The organism is Nonomuraea polychroma, from assembly GCF_004011505.1.
Classification (GTDB): domain Bacteria; phylum Actinomycetota; class Actinomycetes; order Streptosporangiales; family Streptosporangiaceae; genus Nonomuraea; species Nonomuraea polychroma.
Genome location: NZ_SAUN01000001.1, coordinates 4117634 through 4136742, shown reverse-complemented (window position 1 = coordinate 4136742; position 19109 = coordinate 4117634). Strand labels below are relative to the sequence as shown.

The window sequence follows — 19109 nt, the reverse complement described above, 5'->3', positions numbered from 1 at the left end:
GACCGAACGGCCCTTACACAAGGTGCGGGCGCCGACGCTCTTACCGCGTACGGGGAAGCGCTGGCCGTCCGAGCTGGACATGGTGCCGCCGCCGAACACCTTGGCCAGCTCCAGGCCGTAGTGGTGGTTGACGATGGCGGTGTTGGCCTCGCGCAGCGTCTCCTCCCGGATGTACCACTCCATCGTCCGGCGTTTGCCGATGAGCCGGGCTGCGCCTGTCCCGTCTCGTTGGAGGTGAGGCAGTCCCAGCGATGCGAGGTATCTGGATATGCGTCTCACCGATCTGAGGCAGGATCACTCCAGTGCAGATGACACACACGAGGACGCCCCAATCGCTCAGATCCGCTGCCGCAGGCGGTGTGTTGGCGCTGCTACTCCTCGGCCTCGGCCCCGCGCAGGCGGTCGGCCCCGCGCAGGCGGTCGGCCCCGCGCAGGCGGTCGCACCGACGTGGCATGACCTTTTCCCCCGGCTTCCCCGAGACCTTGCCGCGCGCGCCGAAGGTCCCGCCGTCACTGACGGCCGCTACGTACCCGGCCAATTGCGACCCGGGGTGTACACGACCATTTCCACTCCGCCTGATCCCTGCCGCATGACACCGGAGTTGTCACGCCAGGCAAAGGAGGGGCCGAAGCTGACGATGCGCAGTTCCGGCCCGGAGCCGCGCGGTCCCAAGTACTTCATTATCAATGGCGGGAGCGCGGCGGACATCATCGCTGCCCACGTCTTCTCCGGCGGTTGTCGGTGGAGGTGGGTCGGCAGCTTGCAGGACGCGCAGCAGTGGTTCAGCGAGTATGTCGGCCGATGACCGGCTTGTCGGCGAACGAAACGGGGGATTTGCCTCGTGATCAGTGAGACGGTGTCGTCCCGACATGTCTCATCCCACTTGAGGCACCGCAGGTCAAGGTGCGCGGACGCCTCATGGCGAGCCCTCTGTGCGCTGCAGGGGGGTAGACGACGGATCCGGCCCGGCGGCCATCCCAGTCAGCGCCACGGTCAGCACGATGCCGTTCCGTATGTGGACCGCGGCCAAACGCCTCTTAAGGCTGTCTGCCCCGCTCCCTTCTGTCGCTCTGGTTTCGAGGTGTGGACCGACACGGGGCTATGGAGGCGGCTCACATTGACCCGCACCTCCGGATCGGGCGAACTTGACTCATCGCAGCTTCGTGGGAGGACTGATGGGACGACGTTCGTGGAGACGAGTGGCCGCGGCCCTGGCGTTAGCGGCCGGAGCGCTGTTCACGACACCCGCCGCCGCGACCGCGACGGCGTCGGTGACGCTGGAGGCCGCTTACACCTCGGGCCTGGAGAACGGCTGGGTGCTCGTCGAGCGCTACAAGGACAACTCCACCGGGTTCCAGGCCGAGACCTACCCGCCCGACGGGCGTGGCGATCAGACGGGGCAGACCAGGCGCCTGTTCGGTGACATTGCACGGCCACACTCCTCGCGGTTCCTGCTGTACCACGCGCCGGGCTGGCAGACAGGCGCCAAGAGCACCCCCGTGCTGCTGGTGCACGGCGCCAATCAGAACGCCGATCTGGCCTGGGCCAACCCCAATGCCAGAGGCTCGTACGGCTGCGGCCAGGCCAGCTGCCCCACCACGGGACTCATGCAGCACCTCACCGGGCAGGGCTACAAGGTGTTCGCGATCGGCTTCCCGCACGTCACAGGGGACGGCCACTACTGGGCGGAGCAGATCCACGACGCCGTCGCCAGGATCAGGGCGAAGACCGGTGCGGCGCAGGTGGACGTGATCGGCTGGTCGAAGGGCGCGTTCAACGCCCGCATGTACGTCTCGTCGCTGCGCAAACCTTGGGGCACGGCCTACGCGGGCGGTGTCAGGAAGCTGATCCTGGTCGGCGGGCCGAACAAAGGCTTCGACTGGGGTTACCGGCACGGCTGGACCCACGATTTCGCAATATTTCCGGAATGTGGGGGCTCGTTGAACGCGCCCGCGCCCCACACCCAGATGGTCTGTTACGGCCTATGGCGCAACCATCCCGAGCTGAGCTACGAGGGCGATGCCTACCCGGGCTCTGACGACATGCTCTATCGCTGGGACGACGTCTACCCGCTGCCCACCACCGAGCAGGACTGGTACACCACCTATTACGGCGGCACCGGCTTCTACACCGTTGGCCGCGGGATCCAGTGGGCCATCGACAGGGGCTCGCTGGTGCGGCCCCTCATCGACGCGGGCACTCCCTCGAGCGTGCCGGTCTACCAACTGTGCGGCAACATGCCGGACATGGCGCTGCTGCACAACGAGCACACCGGACCGTCCGACGGCGCCGTTTTCGTGGCGAGCTGCACCGCGGGAGACGGCATCGAGAACCGGGCCGCGACCGCTACGCTCCCACTCAACCACCTCAAGCTCGGCTGGTCCGCGACCGCCATGACCCAGATCGCCGCCTGGCTCGGCTGAGCGGTTCGTAGGTGATTCTCCCTTGTTAGCAAGGTCTGCGTACAGGGCCGTCCGGCGGAGGTGCTGCGCCGGCGGCCGGCGGGCCGATCTGCTGGTCGGCGGCTCATGGGCATGACTCGATCGGGGGTCCTGCCCGCGGCCTACGGCCTCGCCAGGCTGGAGGACGATGGGGACGGCATGAAGATCGCCGTAGACGATTCCGAGCAGACGGGCATGGCGGTGGACGGGCGAAATCTGTTGTCAACCGCTGGCGGCCGACCGCCTGGCGTTCAGCTGATCGAACCCGACCGCGACGAGGATGAGCACACCGATGGCGATCTGGAGGTAGAAGGCGTTGATCGCCAGGAGGTTGCCACCGTTGTTGAGTACGCCCATGATCAGCGCTCCGGTGAAGGCGCCGATCGCGCTTCCCTTCGCTCCGAAGAGGCTCGCGCCACCGATGACACAGGCAGCGATCGCGCTGAGCTCGAAGCCCGTGCCGGCGGTGGGGATGCCCGCTCCCAGCCGGGAGGCGAGCAGCACCCCGCCGAGGCCGGCGAGCGTGCCCGAGATCATGTAAACCGAGATCGTCACCAGGCGGACGGGGACGCCCGCGAGGCGGGCCGACTCGGGGTTCGAGCCGACAGCGTAGATGTAGCGGCCGAAGACCGTCCGGGTGAGCGCGAACCACATCACGGCGGTGACCGCGACGGCGATGATGAGAAGGTTGGGGATGCCCAGGATCGTGCCGTTGGCAATGATCTGGAATGCCTCCGGCACGCCCTGGATGGTTTGGGCGTCGGTACTGAGCAGGACCATTCCGCGGGCGATGCCGAGCATGCCCAGGGTCGCGATGAACGGTGGCAGCAGGGCTCGGGTAACCAGCAGGCCGTTGACGATCCCGAGTCCGGTGCCGATCCCCACCCCGAGCAGGATCGACGGCAAGATCGGCATGCCGGCGACCAGGAGCTGTGCGGTGGAAGCACCTGACAAACCGAGGACCGACCCGACCGACAGGTCGATTCCGGCGGTCAGGATGACCAAGAGCTGGCCGACCGCGATGATCCCGAAGATCGCGACCTGCCGGGCGAGGTTGGCCAGGTTGTTGGCGGTGAGGAACTCGTCGCTGGCGAGGGTGAGGGCGCCGACTGCCACGAGCAGTACGACGAGGCCGCCGCTCTCTCGTCCCGCGATGTCCCCCAGCGTGAGGACCCGTCGCCTGGCCTCGGTCTTCAGCTGGGGCGTCTCCCCGGGCGTCGGCACCGTTTTCAGTCCCGCTTCCGCACCGCCGGCTGGCCTGTTGACGATCGTCGTGGTCTCGATTGGCTCACGCCAGATCAGCTTAGGCATCTCGGCTCACCTCTCCTGGGTCGTCTGGGGTCGGTGGCGTCGAGACTCCCGTGTCCGAGGCCGGTGAAGTCCCGCTCCGAGGTGCTGGGATCTCGCCCGGGACGGATGGAGTCTCGCCCGGAGACGGCGGCTCTTCTGGTGCCGCGGAGGTCTCCGCGCCTCCGGTACCGCTTGCCAGGTGGAGCACGTCCTCTTCGGTGGCGGATCCCGGAAGCTCGCCCGCGACCGCCCCGTCGCGCAGCACGAGGATGCGATCTGCGAGCCCCAGTAGCTCCGGCAGATACGAGGAGACCACGATGATCCCCAACCCCTTCGCGGCCAGGTCTCCGATGATCGTGTAGAGCTCGCCCTTGGCCCCGACATCGATGCCCTTTGTGGGCTCGTCGAACATCAGTACTTTCGGCTTGGTGAGCAGCCATCGGGCGAGCAGTACTTTCTGCTGGTTACCGCCGGACAGTGTCGACACCGGCTGGGCGTAGGATCCGGCCCGCAGCCGCAGGCTGTCGAGCAGCCTGTCCGCCTCCTCGACCTGCTCGCGACCGGGCAGGAGACCACGCCGGGAGCCGGTGCGCAGGCTGGCGATGGTGACGTTCTCCCGGATCGAGAGCTCCGGCAGCAGCCCCAGCACCTTGCGGTCCTCGGTGAGCAGTCCTACCCCGGCGTTCATCATCGTGCGCGGTCCGGACGGTTTCACGCGCTTGCCCTCGATCTCCACCTCACCGGCCACGGCAGGGGATGCACCGAAGATCGACAGCAGCAACCCGCTCCGCCCCGACCCCAGCAGCCCTCCGATGCCGAGGATCTCTCCCGATCTTACGTGGAGGTCGATGGCCGGCGAGTTCTCGAAGCGGCGCAGTCCCCGGACCCGCAGCGCGGGCGTTCCGGCCTGCCGGTGGGTCTCCGGGTAGAGTGAGCTGATCTCCCGACCGACCATCGCGGTGATCAGGCGATCTTCGTCATAGTTGCTGATCGGCCCTTCTTCCGACAGGCCCCCGTCCCGCAGGACGGTCACCCAGTCGCCGATCTCGAACATCTCCTCAAGCCGGTGGGTCACGTAGAGCATCGCTATATTGCGCTCGCGCAGCCGCCCGATGTGCTCCAGAAGTCGCTCCGACTCTGCCTCGGTGAGCGCTGTGGTCGGCTCGTCGAACACGATGACCTTGACGGGGTCAGCGGTCAGCACCTTGGCGATCTCAACAAGCTGGCGCGTGGCCGCCGGGAGCCGTTCCACGATCGCGTTCGGGCTGACGTCCGTCAGACCGACCTCGTCGAGGGCCTTTCTGGCATGGGCCCGTAGTCGGCCCTTGGCGATGATCCCATTACGCGCGGGAAGGCGCCCCATGAACAGGTTTTCTGCGACCGAGAGGTGCGGGAGAAGGCTGAGCTCCTGGTAGACGGCCTGAACGCCGGCCGCGCGCATATGCGCGGGGGTCGGCGTGGTGATCGGTTGGCCATCGATCTCGTAGGTGCCGCTGTCTCGGCGCAGCGCGCCCGTCAGCACTCGGATCAGGGTCGACTTCCCTGCACCGTTCTCCCCGGCGAGGCAATTCACCTGGCCGGGTACGAGACGGAGTGAGACATTGCTGAGCGCCTGGACAGGGCCGAAGGCCTTGGAGACATCGCGGAGCTCGACAACAGGCTTGATCATCATTCTGCCTTCATCGTCGGCGGGTTGAGCAGCTGCTTCACGTCGGGCTCATTCATGTTCTTCTTGTCCGCCACGACGGCGCCGGGGTCGATGTCACGCGGTGGGATGCGATCGACCGTGGCCATTCCGGCCGCCAGAACGCCTTGGTAACCGAAGAAGTAAGGGTTCTGCACCACCAGCGCGTCGATGGTGCCTGCGGCCAGCGCGGCGTTCTCCTGCGGGTCGGAATCGAACGCCACAACCGGGACTGTGTCAGCCGCCTTGTTGTCCTGGATCGCCCGCGCCGCGCCGACTCCCGAGGTGTTGTTGTCCGCGAACACCCCCGCCAGGTCTGGGTTGGCGGTCAGCGCATCGTTGACCTGCGACGCCGCGGTGTTGATGTCGTTGTTGTTGTAGCGCTGCAGCACCGCCTTGACCTGCGGGCAATTGAGCGCGAGGCCCTGCTTGAAGCCGGCGTCCCGGTCGACCAGTGACTGGATGCCGGCCACGGAGGATTCGATCATGACGCCGCCGCTCGTCTTGTTCTGCGCCTTGAGCAGCTCGCACATGCGCTTGCCGGCCTGCATTCCGGCCTTGAGGTTGTCGGTGCCGATGAAGCCCTCCGAGGCGGTGGTCACGCGGCTGTCCACGGTGATGACCTTCAGGCCCGCCTTGCGCGCCCGGTCGATCGCCGAGTTCAGGGCGCTGGAGGAGTTGGGCGCGATAACAAGCCCGTCAACACCCCGGGAGATGGCGTTTTCTACGAGTTGCACCTGTTCGTCGATGTTTGTCTCGGACGTGGGGCCGAAGGTGCTCACCTTGATACCGAAGTCTCCACCCGCCTGCTTTGCCCCGGCAATCATGGTCTGCCAAAATGAGGAGTCACTCGCTTTGATGATGACGTCGATCTTCTTGCCGCTCGCCGCCCCGCCCGAGCCTCCGCCCGTTGCCTGGCCGCCCGAACTCGTCGCCCGGCCTCCCACCACTCCGATCACCAGCGCCACCAACGCGATGGCCGCGACGAGTGATAGCGAGAAGACGATACGCGAGCGAGCCATGACGGCCTCCTGAAAACGCTTTCAGGGGCGCCTCGGGTCTCTTTCCCACTCGGTCGTGAGCCTCGGTACGGGACGAGCGCCAACAGCGGCGAGGCGCCCCCGTGAAGAACTTTCATTCAACAAGGACCTCGTTTCCAGCAAAGCCCGGGAAGTGTCTCAGTGGAAACTAGTAAAGAGAAAAGAAGTTATTACTCGCAGCGACCGCCCATGGGTCTGCGCCAGGCGAATGAGGGCGCGCTGGACCTCCTCGGCGCAGGTCGCTGGGCCGCTCGCCGGGAGCCGCTACGCCTGGTACGAGGCAATGTCATGGCTTCGATCTCCGCTGGTCCGACCTCAGGGCGCGTTTAACGATCGGTCAGCCGGAAACTCCTCGAAGGAGCCCGCGTACCCTCTTCCCGATCCCCGGCCCCCGCGCAGGCTCGACGACCATGACTGCGGAGTTCGAGCTGCGTTGCTCCATCAGCCCCGACCTGGGCTACATCCGCGACCTGGTACGCATCCACGCTCGCTATCACGGATTTACCGGCGAGCGGCTGGAGGACCTGGTGGTAGCGGTCAACGAGGCGGTTACCAACGTGCTCGACCATGGCGGCCAAGCGGGCCTGGTCACCGGCCGCGGCCACGAGCACGGCATCACCGTGGAGGTCCTCGACATCGGCGGCCGGCTGACGCCTGAGGACCTGGCCGCGGCCACGGTGGACCCCACCGGCAGTCACGGGTTCGGCCTGTGGGTGATCCAGCACCTGTGCGACGAGGTGACTCTGGAACAGACCGACCTGGGCCCGCTGCTCGGCCTGCATATGCACGGCCGGTCCGCCCCCATCATCCCGCTGGAGGGGCGCCTCAGCCGTGAGAGCGCACCGTGGCAAGCCGGCTGACCACTCCGGGCTGCCTGGCATCTGCTGCTATGGCAGAGGGTAACGGCATCGGCACTGAAGGCCTAGCGTTGGGCGCATGGGCGCCCGCTGGCAACCGCAGCCCTCGCCGGGCCCGGCGAGGCCGACGGCTCCGCAGCTGATGCTGACTCATCAGCATCTTCCGGGCATGACGCTGGTCGCCATCGCCGGCGAGCTGGATCGCACCAACAGCGCCCAGCTGGCCCGCTACCTCGACCGCGTCCATCGCGGCGGCGATCACGTCGCTTCGACCTGGCCGAGCCGGCGTTCTGCGACAGCTCGGGACTGCACGTCCTGCTCTCGCGCGCCCGCGCTTGCGCCGCCACTCGCACTCGTCTGCCGCGCGATCATTGCACTGCCGTGGTCAACGCTCCGATAGCGTGTCCGAAACGTGACGGTTATCACATACACTCTATCCAGCAGTTTCGCGGTGGTGGCCGGAAAGGGTCGGCCAGCCGCCCGGTTTCGGCGGAGCAGTAGACAGCCGGCCACGAGCCGGCGTGACCGCGGCCCTCGTGATCGGATACGCGACCTGCCCGGCGGGAAGGACCCGGCGCCTGGCACATTCATCGGCGCGCCATCCTGACCGCATTGTTTCGACAGGCCTGAACTTGCTGCCGATCTCGGTATTTCGGCAACAGGCCGCGCATGGTGGTGACCGCGCTCGCGGTCCTCATCGGCACCCGACGGCGCAGGCTACGACCAGTAAGAAGAAAGATCATGCGAGTTTTCGCGATTCTCGCGTTCGGTGGCGCGTTCGGCCTGGCTGCTTGCGGCTCGCCCGTCGCAGGCAAGGTCTCGGGAGACCTCACCATTGGCATGTCGGTGTCGACGCTGAGCAATCCCTATTTTGTCCAGTTTCGCGACGGAGCGGAGGCTGCGGCGCTGCATTCGGGGGTGAAGCTGACGGTCACCGACGCCCGCAACGAAAGCTCCCGGCAGGCCCGTCAGATCCAAAACTTCACCAAACAACGCGTAAAGGCGATCATCCTCAATCCGGTCGACTCCGACGCGGTTGCGCCGGCAGTCAGGGCGGCCAATCAAGCCGGCATCCCCGTGATCGCGGCCGACCGCAGTGTCAACGGCGCCGAGCTGGCGCAAACCGTGACCTCCGACAATGTTGCCGGAGGAAAGCTGGGTGCGCAGGAGCTGGCCAAGCAGCTCAGCGGTGCGGGCAACGTGGTCGTGCTCCAAGGCGCGGTCGGCACTTCCGCCTCCCGCGACCGTGACCGGGGTTTCACCAAGGGAATTGCCGCGTACCCGAAAATCAAGGTCATCGCCAGGCGGTCGGCCGACTTCAACAGGGCCAGGGGCCAGGACGTCATGACGAACCTGATCCAGCGTCACCCCGACATCACGGGGGTGTTCGCGAGCAACGACGAAATGGCGCTGGGCGCGATCCAGGCGCTGGGGAGCAGAGCAGGGCGGCAGGTCAAGGTGGTGGGCTTCGACGGCACGCCGGACGGGATCAAGGCCGTGCGGGCAGGCACGATGGCCGCCACGGTCGCCCAGCAGCCGAGGCTGATCGGCTCGCGAGCGGTGAAAGACGCCATCAAGGCAGCCAAGGGGCAGGTCGTCGCGAAGTCGGTGGCGGTTCCCATCAAGCTGGCGATCAAGGACAACGCAGATGAGTTCTGGACTTTCTAGGGGTCGGAGGCTGCTGACATTTGAGTGTGCATGAGTGTGCAATGGTGCCGGTGTGAATCTTACGGAGTGGGCGCGGGCACAGGGGATCAGTCCCCACACTGCCTACCGCTGGTTCCGTAACGGCACGCTTCCGGTTCCCGCCGAGCGGGTCGGGCCTCGCACGATTCTGGTGAACGTCGAGGCCAACGCCGATCCGGGCATAGGGGGCGGTGTAGGACTGTATGCCCGCGTCTCCTCCCATGACCAGAAGACCGATTTGGAGCGGCAGGTGGCTCCGCTGTCGGCGTGGGCGGCACAGGCCGGGCATCCGGTGGTACGGGTCGAATCCGAGATCGCCTCGGGGATGAACGGTGCCCGTCCGAAGGTTCGCCGGCTGCTGGCCGACCTGCTGACGACCAGGTCGGCCGAACGGGCGGGGAGTGTGAGTTCGTCGAGGTCGGCGCGCAAGTAGCGAACCTTCGGATGCGGAGTGGCCAGCGCCAGCATCCGCTGGGAGGAGTCCACCGCCAAGACCTGCGCCGCTCCCGAGTCGGCCAGCCGGCAGGCGAGCGCGCCGGCTCCGCAGCCGAGATCGATCTAGATGGTGTCGTTGATCCCGTCGCCGCGATCCCTGAGCAGGCGGTAGTCGTCGAAGAAGCGGGAGTCGTCGTAGAGGTCGCGACCCGCCGTGGTCACAGGTGCTTCCTGAGGTCGTGCACGTCGAGCAGGGGCAGGCCCCAGCGCAGCGCGGCGATCTCCACGTCCGCGGACGTCGCCATGGTGCCGGCGGGGTTCGTGATCTCGCAGCACACTCCGACGGGCGGTAGCCCGGCCGCCGCACACAGGGCGACGGTGGCCTCGGTGTGACCGCCACGCTCCGCGAGACCTCCGGGACGTGCGGCCGGGTGCCATGCCGATCACCCGGTCCAGGGATGGGCCCGTGCCCGAACATCCATCGGGTGACGGGGCGGTGTCCCTGTCCGGCAAGCCAAGGGAACTCTTCGGGAGTTTGGCTGCCGAGGTAGTGTCCGCCCTCAGCGCGGCGGTCCACCTTGCGTGCGGGGATTTCGACGGTCGTGACGAGCCGGCCCTCCGGCGAGAACCGCTGCACCGCCCATCCCTCCCACAGCGCCGCCCAGAGACATCCCTCCGCATCGACCGTCAGCCCGTCGGGACCTCCGCGCACGATGTCGATCAGGCGGCACCGGTTGCCGAGGGCGCCCGTCTCCGGGTCGTGGTCGAAGGCGTCCACGCCGCCCGTGGGGGAGTCCGCGTAGTAGAACGTGCGCCCGTCGGGGCTCCAGCCGAGGCCATTGGAGACCGAGACACCGGTCACCATGGTGCGGAGCGTGCCGTCGGGGTCAAGGCGGTAGAGCGCGCCCGCGCCTTGGATGCCGGAGAGCAGGGTCCCGGCCCAAAAGCGTCCCCAGGGGTCGGCCTTGCCGTCGTTGAACCCGCCAGCGGCACGGCCGTGCGTTCGCGAAGCCTGCGGTAGGCGTCGAGGTTCTCGCACCGCAGCGGGTCCTCGACGAACAGCGGGCGCAGCGGCTCCAGCTCGCGGCAGAGCAGGGCGGCCTCGGGCGGATCGAGGCGGGTGTGGACGTCGAGGATCAGGTCGACGTCATCGCCCACCGCCTCCCTGGCCGCCGCGAATGTCTCGACGCCCGCACGTACCGCCGCGCGGGGCTCGAACGTCTCTCCGGACGCGGGGAGTGTCAGCCGCAACGCCCGCCATCCCGCCTCGCGCAGCTCCGTGCAGGCCCGCGCGACTTCGGCGGGACCGCTTCCCGCCGGCCGTACGTGCGTGTAGCACGCAACGCGGTCGCGGACCCGCCCGCCGAGCAGGACGTGCACGGGCACGCCGAGTGCCTGTGGCATTCCATGGTCGGCCGGGAGTGATTATCCGCGAATGAAGGTTGGAACTCTGCCCAAGAAATGTGCCTCAGGGTTGTCTTCGCGGGATCCGTCCACCGGAGTGGTGAACCCGTTCCCGTACTCGGCGATCAGAGTGGATTCACGAACCGCACTCTCAGACACCTGCTACCACCGCGGCGCCCAGCCCTAGCAGGACGACGCCGGTGGTCACGCTGAGTCCCCGCAGGACGGTCGGCTGCGATACCAGGGCGCGCCCTCGGCTGACGGCCCAGGTGAGCAGCATGTACCAGGAGGCGCTGACGAGCGCCCACAGGGCTCCCAGGGCGACGGTTGACAGGAACACCGGGCCTTCCGCGGTCACGAACTGGGGCAGCACCGAGACGGCGAACACGCCCGCCTTGGGGTTGCCGAGGTTGGTGATCAGGCCGGTGAGATATCCGCCCGCGAAGCCGGTGCGGCGCCCGCCCTCGCGGGGCGGGCGGGTGGAGACGGTGGTGAGCGCGGTCCGTAGCGTGTTCACCCCGAGGATCATCAGCACGATGCCGCCTGCGATCCGGAGCACCGCGTACGCGGTGGGGCTGGCCAGCAGGACGGCGGACAGCCCGGCCGCGGCGGCCGTGGACCACAGCAGGAAGCCGGTGGCGTTGCCCGCGAGCGTGCCTCGGACTGTGCGTTGCCCGCCTTCCAGAACCTGCCGGATCATCAGGGCTTGACTCGCGCCTGGCAGCATCGCCAGCAGCAAGGTGGTGGCGATGAAAACGGGCACATGCGTGGGCATGGGGAAAGAACCCCTTCCGGGGATTGCGGCCGATGGTGTGCCACCAGTCTTCCTGTCCCATACTCGTAAGAGAAGTTAAAAGAGAAGGGTGCAGCGTTAGGATTAGTGAATGGTGGTGGATCCGGGACAGCTGCGGCTTCTCGCGTTGATCGAGCGGCACGGCTCCCTGACGGCGGCGGCTCACGCACTCCAACTCACGCCCGCGGCGGTCACCCAGCAGGTGGCCAAGGCCGAGCGCGACTGGCAGGTGCCCCTGGTCATCCGGGGTCCTCGCGGAGCAACGCTCACCGCGGCCGGTGCGCTACTCGCCTCCCATGGTCGAACCGTGGAAGAGGCATCAGACAAGGCCAAGACGCAACTGGCCGCACTGCTCGGCCACCTCTCGCTCCGTCTGCGGATCGGAACGTTCCAGGCGGCCGCCCTGCACCTGCTGCCACCCGCCCTGACGGCCCTGCGGCACCGCCATCCGGACGCCGACGTCTCCGTCATAGACGTGGTGTCCGGACGCGGAGCGGACGAGATCAGCGCGGGGCGCCTGGACCTCGCCATCGTCGCGTCCTGGGGCACACCGCTCGCGCCGCCCTCACACCTACGGGCCCACTCGCTCCTGTTGGACCCGATGGTCGTGGTTCTCCCCTATGACCACCCACTGGCCACCGGGCAGCCCGCGGACACCGAACTTCACCTGGAACAACTGCGCGACGAATCGTGGGTTTCCATCCTGGCCGGCCATGCCGCCCGCGAACAGTTCCACGACGCTGCCCGCAAGGCCGGCTTCACTCCCACCGTACGGTTCGAGACCGAGTCCTACGACGTCGCCCAGGCCCTCGTCGGCACAGGCATCGCAGTGGCCCTGGTCTCGCGCCTGGCCCTGACCCATGCACCTGGCACCACCCATCGCGAACTGGCCCACCCCAGGTCCTACCGCCAGCTCTACGCCGTGACCAAAACCGACGCCAGCCTCACACCACTCGCAGACATGCTCATCGACCTCCTACGTGATGTCGCCCGCGACATCACCGCCACCTGGGAGGCTCCCCTGCAAGAAAAACACCGCTCATCGGACTCACCCCACGGAGCCTGAAAAGCCCCCGGTTCTGCATCGACACCGACTACTCCGGACCGGCCGATCCCGCTCCGACCGACCATCGACGCCAGCCGCCGGCGCAGGTCGTCGGCATCGTGCAGGGTGTGCAGGGTGTGTACGCCGGCCAGGTGGCGTTGGCCGGGGAACCGGCGCGGGATCAGCCCGGTGGCCACGACGAGTACGTCGTAGGAGAGTGTTCGCCCATCGTCGAGGTCCACCGTGCGGGCCTCGACGTCGAGACCCTCCGCGCGGCGCCCGAGGATGAACTCGGCGCGGAGAGCATCCAGCTCGGCGGGGGCGCGCAGAAACGCACGTTCGGCTGGCCAGGATCCGGCCAGGATCTCTTTCGACAGCGGCGGACGGTCGTAGGGCGAGTGCCGTTCCTGGCCGACGAGCCGGATCCGGCCGTCGTACCCCTTGCTGCGCAGCGCTTCGGTGACGGCGAGATCTCCGGTGGAGGCGCCGACGACGAGCACGTCGGTGGGGTGCTCACGCCTGCTCCGTCATGTGGATGGCCGCGGCCGGGCAGAGCAGGGCGGCTTCACCGACCGCCTCCCGCAGGTCCGGGCCGGGTGACGGCTCGAGCAGGAGCACGATGCCGTCCTCGCGCTGATCGAACACCTCGGGCGCGGCGATGACGCACTGGCCGGCTCCGACACACCTTTCCTGGTCGACGGCCATGTTCATGGGAGTTCCTTTCTTCGGGGAGAGCGTTAGTCGATCTTCGTGACCATGGCGTCGAACGTCCGGTCGGGCAGGAGCTTGTTCAGCGCCAGGATCGTTCTGGCCAGGTGGCCGACGGGATAGCGCGGTTTCGGCGTCGGGGATTGGAGCAGCCTTTTGATCGTCTTGGCGACCACGGCGGGTGCGGAGGCCTTGGTCGCCTTCTCGGCCCGCCTCGCCAGGGCCTCGGCGAGCCTTCCGTACGGTCCTCCACCGGAGGCGGCGCGAAGTTCTCGCGGCATGTCCTCCTCGAATTCGGTCCTGATGATCCCGGGCTGGATGAGCACCACGTCGATGCCGAACGGCTTGCACTCCTGCCGGAGCGAGTCGGAGTACGCCTCCAGGGCGTGTTTCGACGCGTGGTACCAGCCGACGAGGGGAAGGGCGATCTCACCGGCGATCGAGGAGACGTTGACGATCGTCCCCGAACGCTGTTCACGCAGGTGCGGCAGGATGAGCTGGGTGAGCCTGGCCGGCCCGAAGACGTTGACGTCGAAGAGGTGACGAGCCCGCTCGACGGGCACGTCCTCGAGCGCGCCGGGCAGCCCGATCCCGGCATTGTTGATCAGCACGTCGATCCTGTGCTGTTCGTCCAGAACGGTACGCACGACGCGGCCGAGGCCCTCCTCGCTGGTGATGTCCATCGCGACCGTGTGGCCGCCGGCCTGGCGCAGCTCTTCCATCGGCTGCAGGCGACGAGCGGCGCCGTACACGATGTGGCCCGCTTGGCGCAGCTCCAGTGCGGTGGCGCGGCCGATGCCCGATGAGGCGCCGGTCACGAGGCAAACCTTGGCTGCCATGAATGGCCTCCTTCGCTTTCGATCAGTCCCGGTGGAGCAGGTGAGGGAGTTTCCGTACGCCTGTGAGGGTGGGGCCGGGCATGAACCGCGGCCCGTCGTCCGGGTCGAGGCGGAGGTGCGGGAAGCGGTCCAGCAGGATGCCGAGCACGACACGGCCCTCGAGCCTGGCCAGCGGCGCCCCGATGCAGAAGTGGATGCCGCGGCCGAAGGCGAGGTGGGGGTTGGGATCACGCGTGGGGTCGAACACGTGGGGGTCGGGGAACTGCCGTGGGTCGCGATTGGAGGCGGCGACCCAGAGCGTGAGCAACTGGTCGGCGGGCACACGCTGACCGCCGATCTCGACCTCGGCATTGGTGACCCGATTCACCACCGCGAAGGGGGTGAGGAAGCGTAGTGACTCCTCGATCAGCGCGGCGATCGTCGAGCTGTCGGCGCGGGCCCGTGCCTGCGGATACGTGTCCAGGCACAACACCGTGTTGTCGGCGCTGGGCAGCGGGGTGTGCGTGAGCTCGCCCGGGAGCTGAAACGCGGGTCGGACAACACAGCCCGGACCAGTTCGTAGCCGGTCACCAGCCGGCCGACGTGCCCGCCGGGTAGGCCAGCCGGCTGACGGCCCCCCTCCAGCCGGTGCCGTGCCAGTTCGGCGGGCGGGTCGAAGGGAGTGGGGCGGGTGAGCGGGAACGACGCGGCCACGCTCGGACGATCCGTCATGAAAGCTCCTTGGGTTGATGCCGTCAGGGTGTGGGCCGAAGTGCCGCACGGAGGCGGGCGCCCATACGGCGGGCCTTGTCCGCAGGCACCTCCGCCGCAGGGGGCGTCGTGCCGGTCGAGAGTTACAATACAGAGCTGTACTGTATTGTAACTATGATTTATCTCACCGATTTCGATACAGATGTGTCCTGTATCGTAATCAGCCGAAAGGACGCCGTCGCCGCGTACGGCCAGTGCGGTCCATCCCTGCCGTGTTCCAGGCAGATCAATTCACCCATGAGAGACAGGAATCAGCCATGAGTGCCTACGTACTCGGATTCCATGAGATCGACAAGACGCAAGTGGCCCTGGTCGGAGGCAAGGGGGCCAACCTCGGCGAGTTGTCCGCGATCAGCAGGGTGCGCGTGCCGCACGGGTTCTGCGTCACCACCGACGCCTACCGGCACGTCGTGGAACAGGACACGGAGATCGGCACGCTGATCGACGGGCTGACCGGGCTGCGGGCCGGCGACCGAGCACAGATCGCCGCCGCCTGCGCGCGCCTGCGCGCCGCCATCGAGGGCCTGACCGTGCCCGAGCCGCTGCGGCGCGACATCATCCGGCATCTCCAGCAGGCCGGCGGCAAGGGCGTACCCTTCGCGGTACGCTCCAGCGCCACCGCCGAGGACCTGCCGTCCAGCTCCTTCGCCGGCCAGCAGGACACCTACCTCAACGTCCAGGGCGCCGCGGCGCTGATCGACAGCGTACGGCGCTGCTGGGCCTCACTGTTCACCGACCGCGCGGTGACCTACCGCATCCAGAACGGCTTCGACCACCGGGCCGTCCGGCTGTCGGTCGTCGTCCAGCGGATGGTCTTCCCGGACGCGGCCGGCATCATGTTCACCGCCGACCCGGTCTCCGCCAACCGTACGGTGGTCTCGATCGACGCCGGCTTCGGCCTGGGCGAGGCGTTCGTCTCCGGGCTCGTCAACGCCGACAACTACCGGGTCAAGGCCGGCCGGATCATCGAGAAGAAGATCGCCACGCAGACGAAGGAACTGCGGGCCTCCCCGTCCGGCGGCACCCAGGAACTGCCGGTCGAGCCTTCCCGGCAACACGCCCAGACGCTCACCGACGGCCAGATCCTGCACCTGGAGCAGCTGGGACGGCGCATCGAGGCGCATTTCGGCACCCCGCAGGACATCGAATGGGCGCTGGACGACGGCGGCTTCCACGTGCTGCAGAGCCGCCCCATCACCACGCTCTACCCCGTGCCGCCCTCGCACGACGGTAAGAACCACGTGTACATCTCCTACGGGCACCGGCAGATGATGACCGACGCCTTCGCCCCGCTCGGCCTGTCGTTCTTCGCCCTGCTGCACGACACGCTGGGCCGCACGGCCGGCGTCGTGGCGGGCGACCGCTTCTACAAGGACGTCTCGGCCGAGCTCACCTCGCCCTGGGCCGGACCGGCCACGCTCAAGAGCCTCGACCAGGTCGATGTCCTCATGGCCAACGCCCTGCGTACCGTGCTCAAACGCAAGGACTTCGTCGCGTCGCTGGCGCGCGGCAAGACCTCGATGCTGGACTTCGGCCCTGGCGGGCCGCTGCCCATCGCCCGCCAGTACCTCAAGCTCTCCCGCGAGGACGACCCCGGCGCCGTGCCCGCCCTGATCGCGCACACCGAGGAGACCGTGGAGCGGTGCCGGCGGGGCCTGGCGGGCAAGTCCGGCGACGAGCTGTTCCAGTACATCATCGACGACCACGCCGTGCTGGCCGAGCTCACCTTCGATCCCCGTAGCGTGGCGGCGGCCTTCGTCGGCATCCAGGCGGTGAACTGGGTCAACAAGCACATGGAAGCCTGGCTGGGCGTCACGAACGCCGCCGACGCCCTCGCCCAGTCCGCCGACCACAACGTGGTGGCCGCCATGGGGCTCGACCTGCTGGACGTCGCCGACGTCATCCGCGAGCACCCGGACGTCATGCGCCACCTGGAGACCGCCGACCGCGCCACCGTTCTCACCGGCCTGGCCGCGTGCGACGGCGGCGAGGCCGTCCGGCACGCCCTGCAGGACTACCTGCGCAAGTACGGCATGCACTGCGCGGGCGACATCGACATCACCCGGACCCGGTGGAGCGAGGATCCCACGCCGCTAGTTCCGCTCATCCTCGGCAACATCAAGAACTTCCCGCCCGGCGAGCGCCGCCGCAAGGCCGAGCAGGGCCGCGCCGAGGCCGAACGCACCATGGCCGACCTCCTCGCCCGCCTCAGAAAGCTGCCCGGCGGCGCCCGCAAGGCCAGGAAGGCGGCCAGGAAGATGAGCCTGATCCGCCACTTCATCGGCTACCGCGAATACTCCAAACACGCCCTGCTCCTGCGTTACGAGCTGTACAAGCAGGCACTCATGGCGGAGGCTGCCAAGCTCGCCGGCCGGGGCGTCATCAAGGAGCCCGAGGACGTGTACTTCCTGTCCATCGAGGAGTTCAGGCAGGCGGTCAGCACCGGCGAACTCGACTACTCGATCATCGTCCAGCGCAGGGAGGCGCACGCGACGTACCAGAAACTCACCCCGCCACGCGTGATCACCTCCGACGGCGAGATCATCTCCGGCCAGTACGACGCCGGAACCCTGCCAGAGGGGGCCATGGCGGGCATCGCCGTGTCGGCGGGCATCGTCGAGGGCCGCGCCCGGGTCATCCGCACCATGGCCGAGGCCGACGTGGAAGAAGGAGACATCCTGGTGACGGTCTTCACCGACCCGAGCTGGTCCCCGCTGTTCGTCTCCGTCAAGGCTGTCGTGATGGAGGTGGGCGGCGTGATGACGCACGGAGCCGTGGTGGCCCGCGAATACGGACTGCCCGCCGTCGTCGGAGTGGAGAGAGCCACCGAGCGCATCAAGGACGGGCAACTCATCCGGGTGAACGGCAGCGAAGGATACGTGGAGATCCTTTCGGCCAGAGCGGATGGGCTTGGTTGACCCGCCACGAACGACACCAGACCGGTCGAATGATCTCCAAGGCAGTGGAGTACTACCAGCTCATCCTGACCAGCCGGTCCTGGTACGCCGAGGGCCTGAGCTGGACGGTGATCCAGCCGGCGAGCCGGCAGCCCACAGTCGCCGAGGTGATGCGGCGACTGCACGCCGAACGCGTCAACCTGGACGAGCTCGACGAATGGGCGGACGATCCCGATCCGCTGCTCGTTGCCCACCTCGCCCAGATCGGCCCGCATGTGGTGATGTTCCAGGACAACGGATTCGAGGGATCCCGGCCCGAGGTCCTTCGCCGGCTCAGCGATGGTGCACGGGTGCACAACGTCGATTGGACGATCACCGGCAACGGCTCGCTCAGTTACGCCGTCTACGGCAAAGTGCTCACCCGGATCGACATGAACGATCCCGGCCGCAAGTACGGTGAGGATCCGACGGCACTGGACGAGGATCTGGCCGGCATGCACACGGCGCGCCAAGCGCTGGATCGGGAAGAGCAGGCCGATCCGGACGAGACCAGCCAGGCGGTGGACCCGTCCGTCCCTTCTGGGCCGGACAAGCGCCTGATCGCCGAGGCGGCGGCGATGGCCCACCGTGGAACACCGTACCGGCATGCGGCTTACCGAGCAGTGGCTGGACAACCTCGGCACCGAACCGTGGCAGGCCGTCATACTCGGGAAGATCCCTTCCGATCCGCCAGGCCGCGATCGACGCCGTCGGCCAGGGCCGAACGCTTGACCGCGAAGTCCGCGAACGCCTCTTCCGCCTGGGCGCGCACAGTAGCGACCCACAGGCGGACGGGCTGTCCGCCGGTCCTGCGTTCTATACGACCACCGCACCCCCGCATGCCTGTGACGATCGGCTCGACGCCCTCGAACACGCTCGTCACGCCCTGCCCGAGGACTGGCCTCGCCTGCGGCGCACCATCTCGGAACTGGTTCGTGCATCCGAGCACCAAGCACACGGATGACAACGAAAGATCCGCAAGCTCCCCACAGTCACGCGGTACGCCGCAACGCCGGAGTCGACTACCTCGCGGGTCACCACGATGAAGAAGGAGGCGTTCACACTCGGCACGATCAAGACGGCCGGACTACCGCGGAAGGGCCGAGCAGAGTTCGCGCAGCCGCTCCAGCGCATGGACGGCGGGCCCTCAGCGAGTGAGCGTGAACCGGACTCGAGATCGCTCCGAGGGCTGCGAAGCAG

The 19109-nt window shown here is 67.7% G+C and carries 16 protein-coding genes and 6 pseudogenes; 9 read left to right on the top strand and 13 right to left on the bottom strand.

Translation table 11 applies throughout. The annotated features are described in order from the left end of the window. Positions 1-30 precede the first annotated feature (30 nt). A pseudogene (locus tag EDD27_RS58745) lies at positions 31-183 on the bottom strand (Tn3 family transposase); the annotation flags it as partial. A 179-nt stretch (positions 184-362) separates the two neighbouring features. Here EDD27_RS58745 and EDD27_RS18880 point away from each other — a divergent pair. Both EDD27_RS18880 and EDD27_RS18875 read left to right on the top strand, forming a co-directional pair. Beyond that, positions 363-806: a hypothetical protein gene (locus EDD27_RS18880; RefSeq protein WP_127933586.1), complete on the top strand. Its 444-nt coding sequence runs from the start codon at positions 363-365 to the stop codon at positions 804-806. 370 nt (positions 807-1176) lie between these two features. After that, the gene (locus EDD27_RS18875) at positions 1177-2424 is read left to right on the top strand and encodes an esterase/lipase family protein (protein WP_127933585.1); all 1248 of its coding nucleotides are present in this window, start codon (positions 1177-1179) and stop codon (positions 2422-2424) included. Between the two features lie 240 nt (positions 2425-2664). Here EDD27_RS18875 and EDD27_RS18870 read toward each other — a convergent pair whose 3' ends face one another. Genes EDD27_RS18870 through EDD27_RS18860 form a run of 3 tightly spaced genes read right to left on the bottom strand, consistent with a single transcriptional unit; the run spans position 2665 to position 6438 of the window. Then, a complete protein-coding gene (locus EDD27_RS18870) occupies positions 2665-3753 on the bottom strand; it encodes an ABC transporter permease (RefSeq protein ID WP_127933584.1) in 1089 nt (362 codons plus the stop codon). Next, on the bottom strand, positions 3746-5404 hold the full coding sequence (locus tag EDD27_RS18865) for a sugar ABC transporter ATP-binding protein (protein ID WP_206641503.1): 1659 nt from the start codon (positions 5402-5404) through the stop codon (positions 3746-3748). The genes EDD27_RS18870 and EDD27_RS18865 overlap by 8 nt, the downstream gene beginning before the upstream one ends. Further along, on the bottom strand, positions 5401-6438 hold the full coding sequence (locus EDD27_RS18860) for an ABC transporter substrate-binding protein (protein ID WP_127933583.1): 1038 nt from the start codon (positions 6436-6438) through the stop codon (positions 5401-5403). The genes EDD27_RS18865 and EDD27_RS18860 overlap by 4 nt, the downstream gene beginning before the upstream one ends. 428 nt (positions 6439-6866) lie before the next feature. Here EDD27_RS18860 and EDD27_RS18855 point away from each other — a divergent pair, with 428 nt between their 5' ends. The 3 genes and pseudogenes from EDD27_RS18855 to EDD27_RS56640 form a co-directional block, all read left to right on the top strand. Beyond that, positions 6867-7316, top strand: a complete 450-nt coding sequence (locus EDD27_RS18855; protein WP_127933582.1) for an ATP-binding protein — start codon at positions 6867-6869, stop codon at positions 7314-7316. Between the two features lie 738 nt (positions 7317-8054). Further along, positions 8055-8981 carry a substrate-binding domain-containing protein gene (locus tag EDD27_RS18850; RefSeq protein WP_241564119.1) on the top strand — a complete coding sequence of 309 codons (927 nt, stop codon included), beginning with the start codon at positions 8055-8057 and terminating at the stop codon, positions 8979-8981. A 52-nt stretch (positions 8982-9033) separates the two neighbouring features. Further along, positions 9034-9366, top strand: a pseudogene (locus EDD27_RS56640) (recombinase family protein); the annotation flags it as partial. A 53-nt stretch (positions 9367-9419) separates the two neighbouring features. Here EDD27_RS56640 and EDD27_RS58740 read toward each other — a convergent pair. From EDD27_RS58740 to EDD27_RS18825, 5 genes and pseudogenes are all read right to left on the bottom strand, one after another. Beyond that, a pseudogene (locus EDD27_RS58740) lies at positions 9420-9518 on the bottom strand (hypothetical protein); the annotation flags it as partial. Positions 9519-9652: 134 nt separating this feature from the next. Next, a pseudogene (locus EDD27_RS18840) lies at positions 9653-9847 on the bottom strand (3,4-dihydroxy-2-butanone-4-phosphate synthase); the annotation flags it as partial. A 221-nt stretch (positions 9848-10068) separates the two neighbouring features. Beyond that, positions 10069-10368, bottom strand: a pseudogene (locus EDD27_RS58735) (SMP-30/gluconolactonase/LRE family protein); the annotation flags it as partial. Beyond that, a complete protein-coding gene (locus EDD27_RS18830; RefSeq protein WP_127933580.1) occupies positions 10293-10838 on the bottom strand; it encodes an enolase C-terminal domain-like protein in 546 nt (181 codons plus the stop codon). The pseudogene EDD27_RS58735 and the gene EDD27_RS18830, both read right to left, overlap by 76 nt. Positions 10839-10989: 151 nt before the next feature. Further along, positions 10990-11613: a LysE family translocator gene (locus EDD27_RS18825; protein ID WP_127933579.1), complete on the bottom strand. Its 624-nt coding sequence runs from the start codon at positions 11611-11613 to the stop codon at positions 10990-10992. Between the two features lie 109 nt (positions 11614-11722). Here EDD27_RS18825 and EDD27_RS18820 point away from each other — a divergent pair, with 109 nt between their 5' ends. Then, on the top strand, positions 11723-12697 hold the full coding sequence (locus tag EDD27_RS18820) for a LysR family transcriptional regulator (RefSeq protein ID WP_127933578.1): 975 nt from the start codon (positions 11723-11725) through the stop codon (positions 12695-12697). Positions 12698-12774: 77 nt separating this feature from the next. Here EDD27_RS18820 and EDD27_RS58730 read toward each other — a convergent pair. The 4 genes and pseudogenes from EDD27_RS58730 to EDD27_RS56635 form a co-directional block, all read right to left on the bottom strand. Beyond that, a pseudogene (locus EDD27_RS58730) lies at positions 12775-13176 on the bottom strand (FAD-dependent oxidoreductase); the annotation flags it as partial. A 13-nt stretch (positions 13177-13189) separates the two neighbouring features. After that, positions 13190-13387, bottom strand: coding sequence for a ferredoxin (locus EDD27_RS18810; RefSeq protein WP_127933576.1), 198 nt, complete (start codon positions 13385-13387; stop codon positions 13190-13192). Between the two features lie 26 nt (positions 13388-13413). Continuing rightward, positions 13414-14223 carry an oxidoreductase gene (locus EDD27_RS18805; RefSeq protein WP_127933575.1) on the bottom strand — a complete coding sequence of 270 codons (810 nt, stop codon included), beginning with the start codon at positions 14221-14223 and terminating at the stop codon, positions 13414-13416. Between the two features lie 22 nt (positions 14224-14245). Further along, the gene (locus tag EDD27_RS56635) at positions 14246-14629 is read right to left on the bottom strand and encodes a cytochrome P450 (RefSeq protein WP_338324755.1); all 384 of its coding nucleotides are present in this window, start codon (positions 14627-14629) and stop codon (positions 14246-14248) included. On the opposite strand from EDD27_RS56635, the gene EDD27_RS56630 reads away from it, so the two are divergent. The 3 genes from EDD27_RS56630 to EDD27_RS18790 all read left to right on the top strand — a co-directional run bounded on the left by EDD27_RS56630 (position 14604) and on the right by EDD27_RS18790 (position 18955). Then, positions 14604-14747, top strand: a complete 144-nt coding sequence (locus EDD27_RS56630; RefSeq protein ID WP_241564117.1) for a hypothetical protein — start codon at positions 14604-14606, stop codon at positions 14745-14747. The two genes, EDD27_RS56635 and EDD27_RS56630, sit on opposite strands and share 26 nt — an antisense overlap. Before the next feature lie 483 nt (positions 14748-15230). Next, the gene (gene rph / locus EDD27_RS18795; RefSeq protein WP_127933573.1) at positions 15231-17891 is read left to right on the top strand and encodes a rifamycin-inactivating phosphotransferase; all 2661 of its coding nucleotides are present in this window, start codon (positions 15231-15233) and stop codon (positions 17889-17891) included. Beyond that, positions 17888-18955 carry a DUF6461 domain-containing protein gene (locus tag EDD27_RS18790; protein WP_127933572.1) on the top strand — a complete coding sequence of 356 codons (1068 nt, stop codon included), beginning with the start codon at positions 17888-17890 and terminating at the stop codon, positions 18953-18955. Before rph ends, EDD27_RS18790 begins: the two co-directional genes overlap by 4 nt. Positions 18956-19109 lie beyond the last annotated feature (154 nt).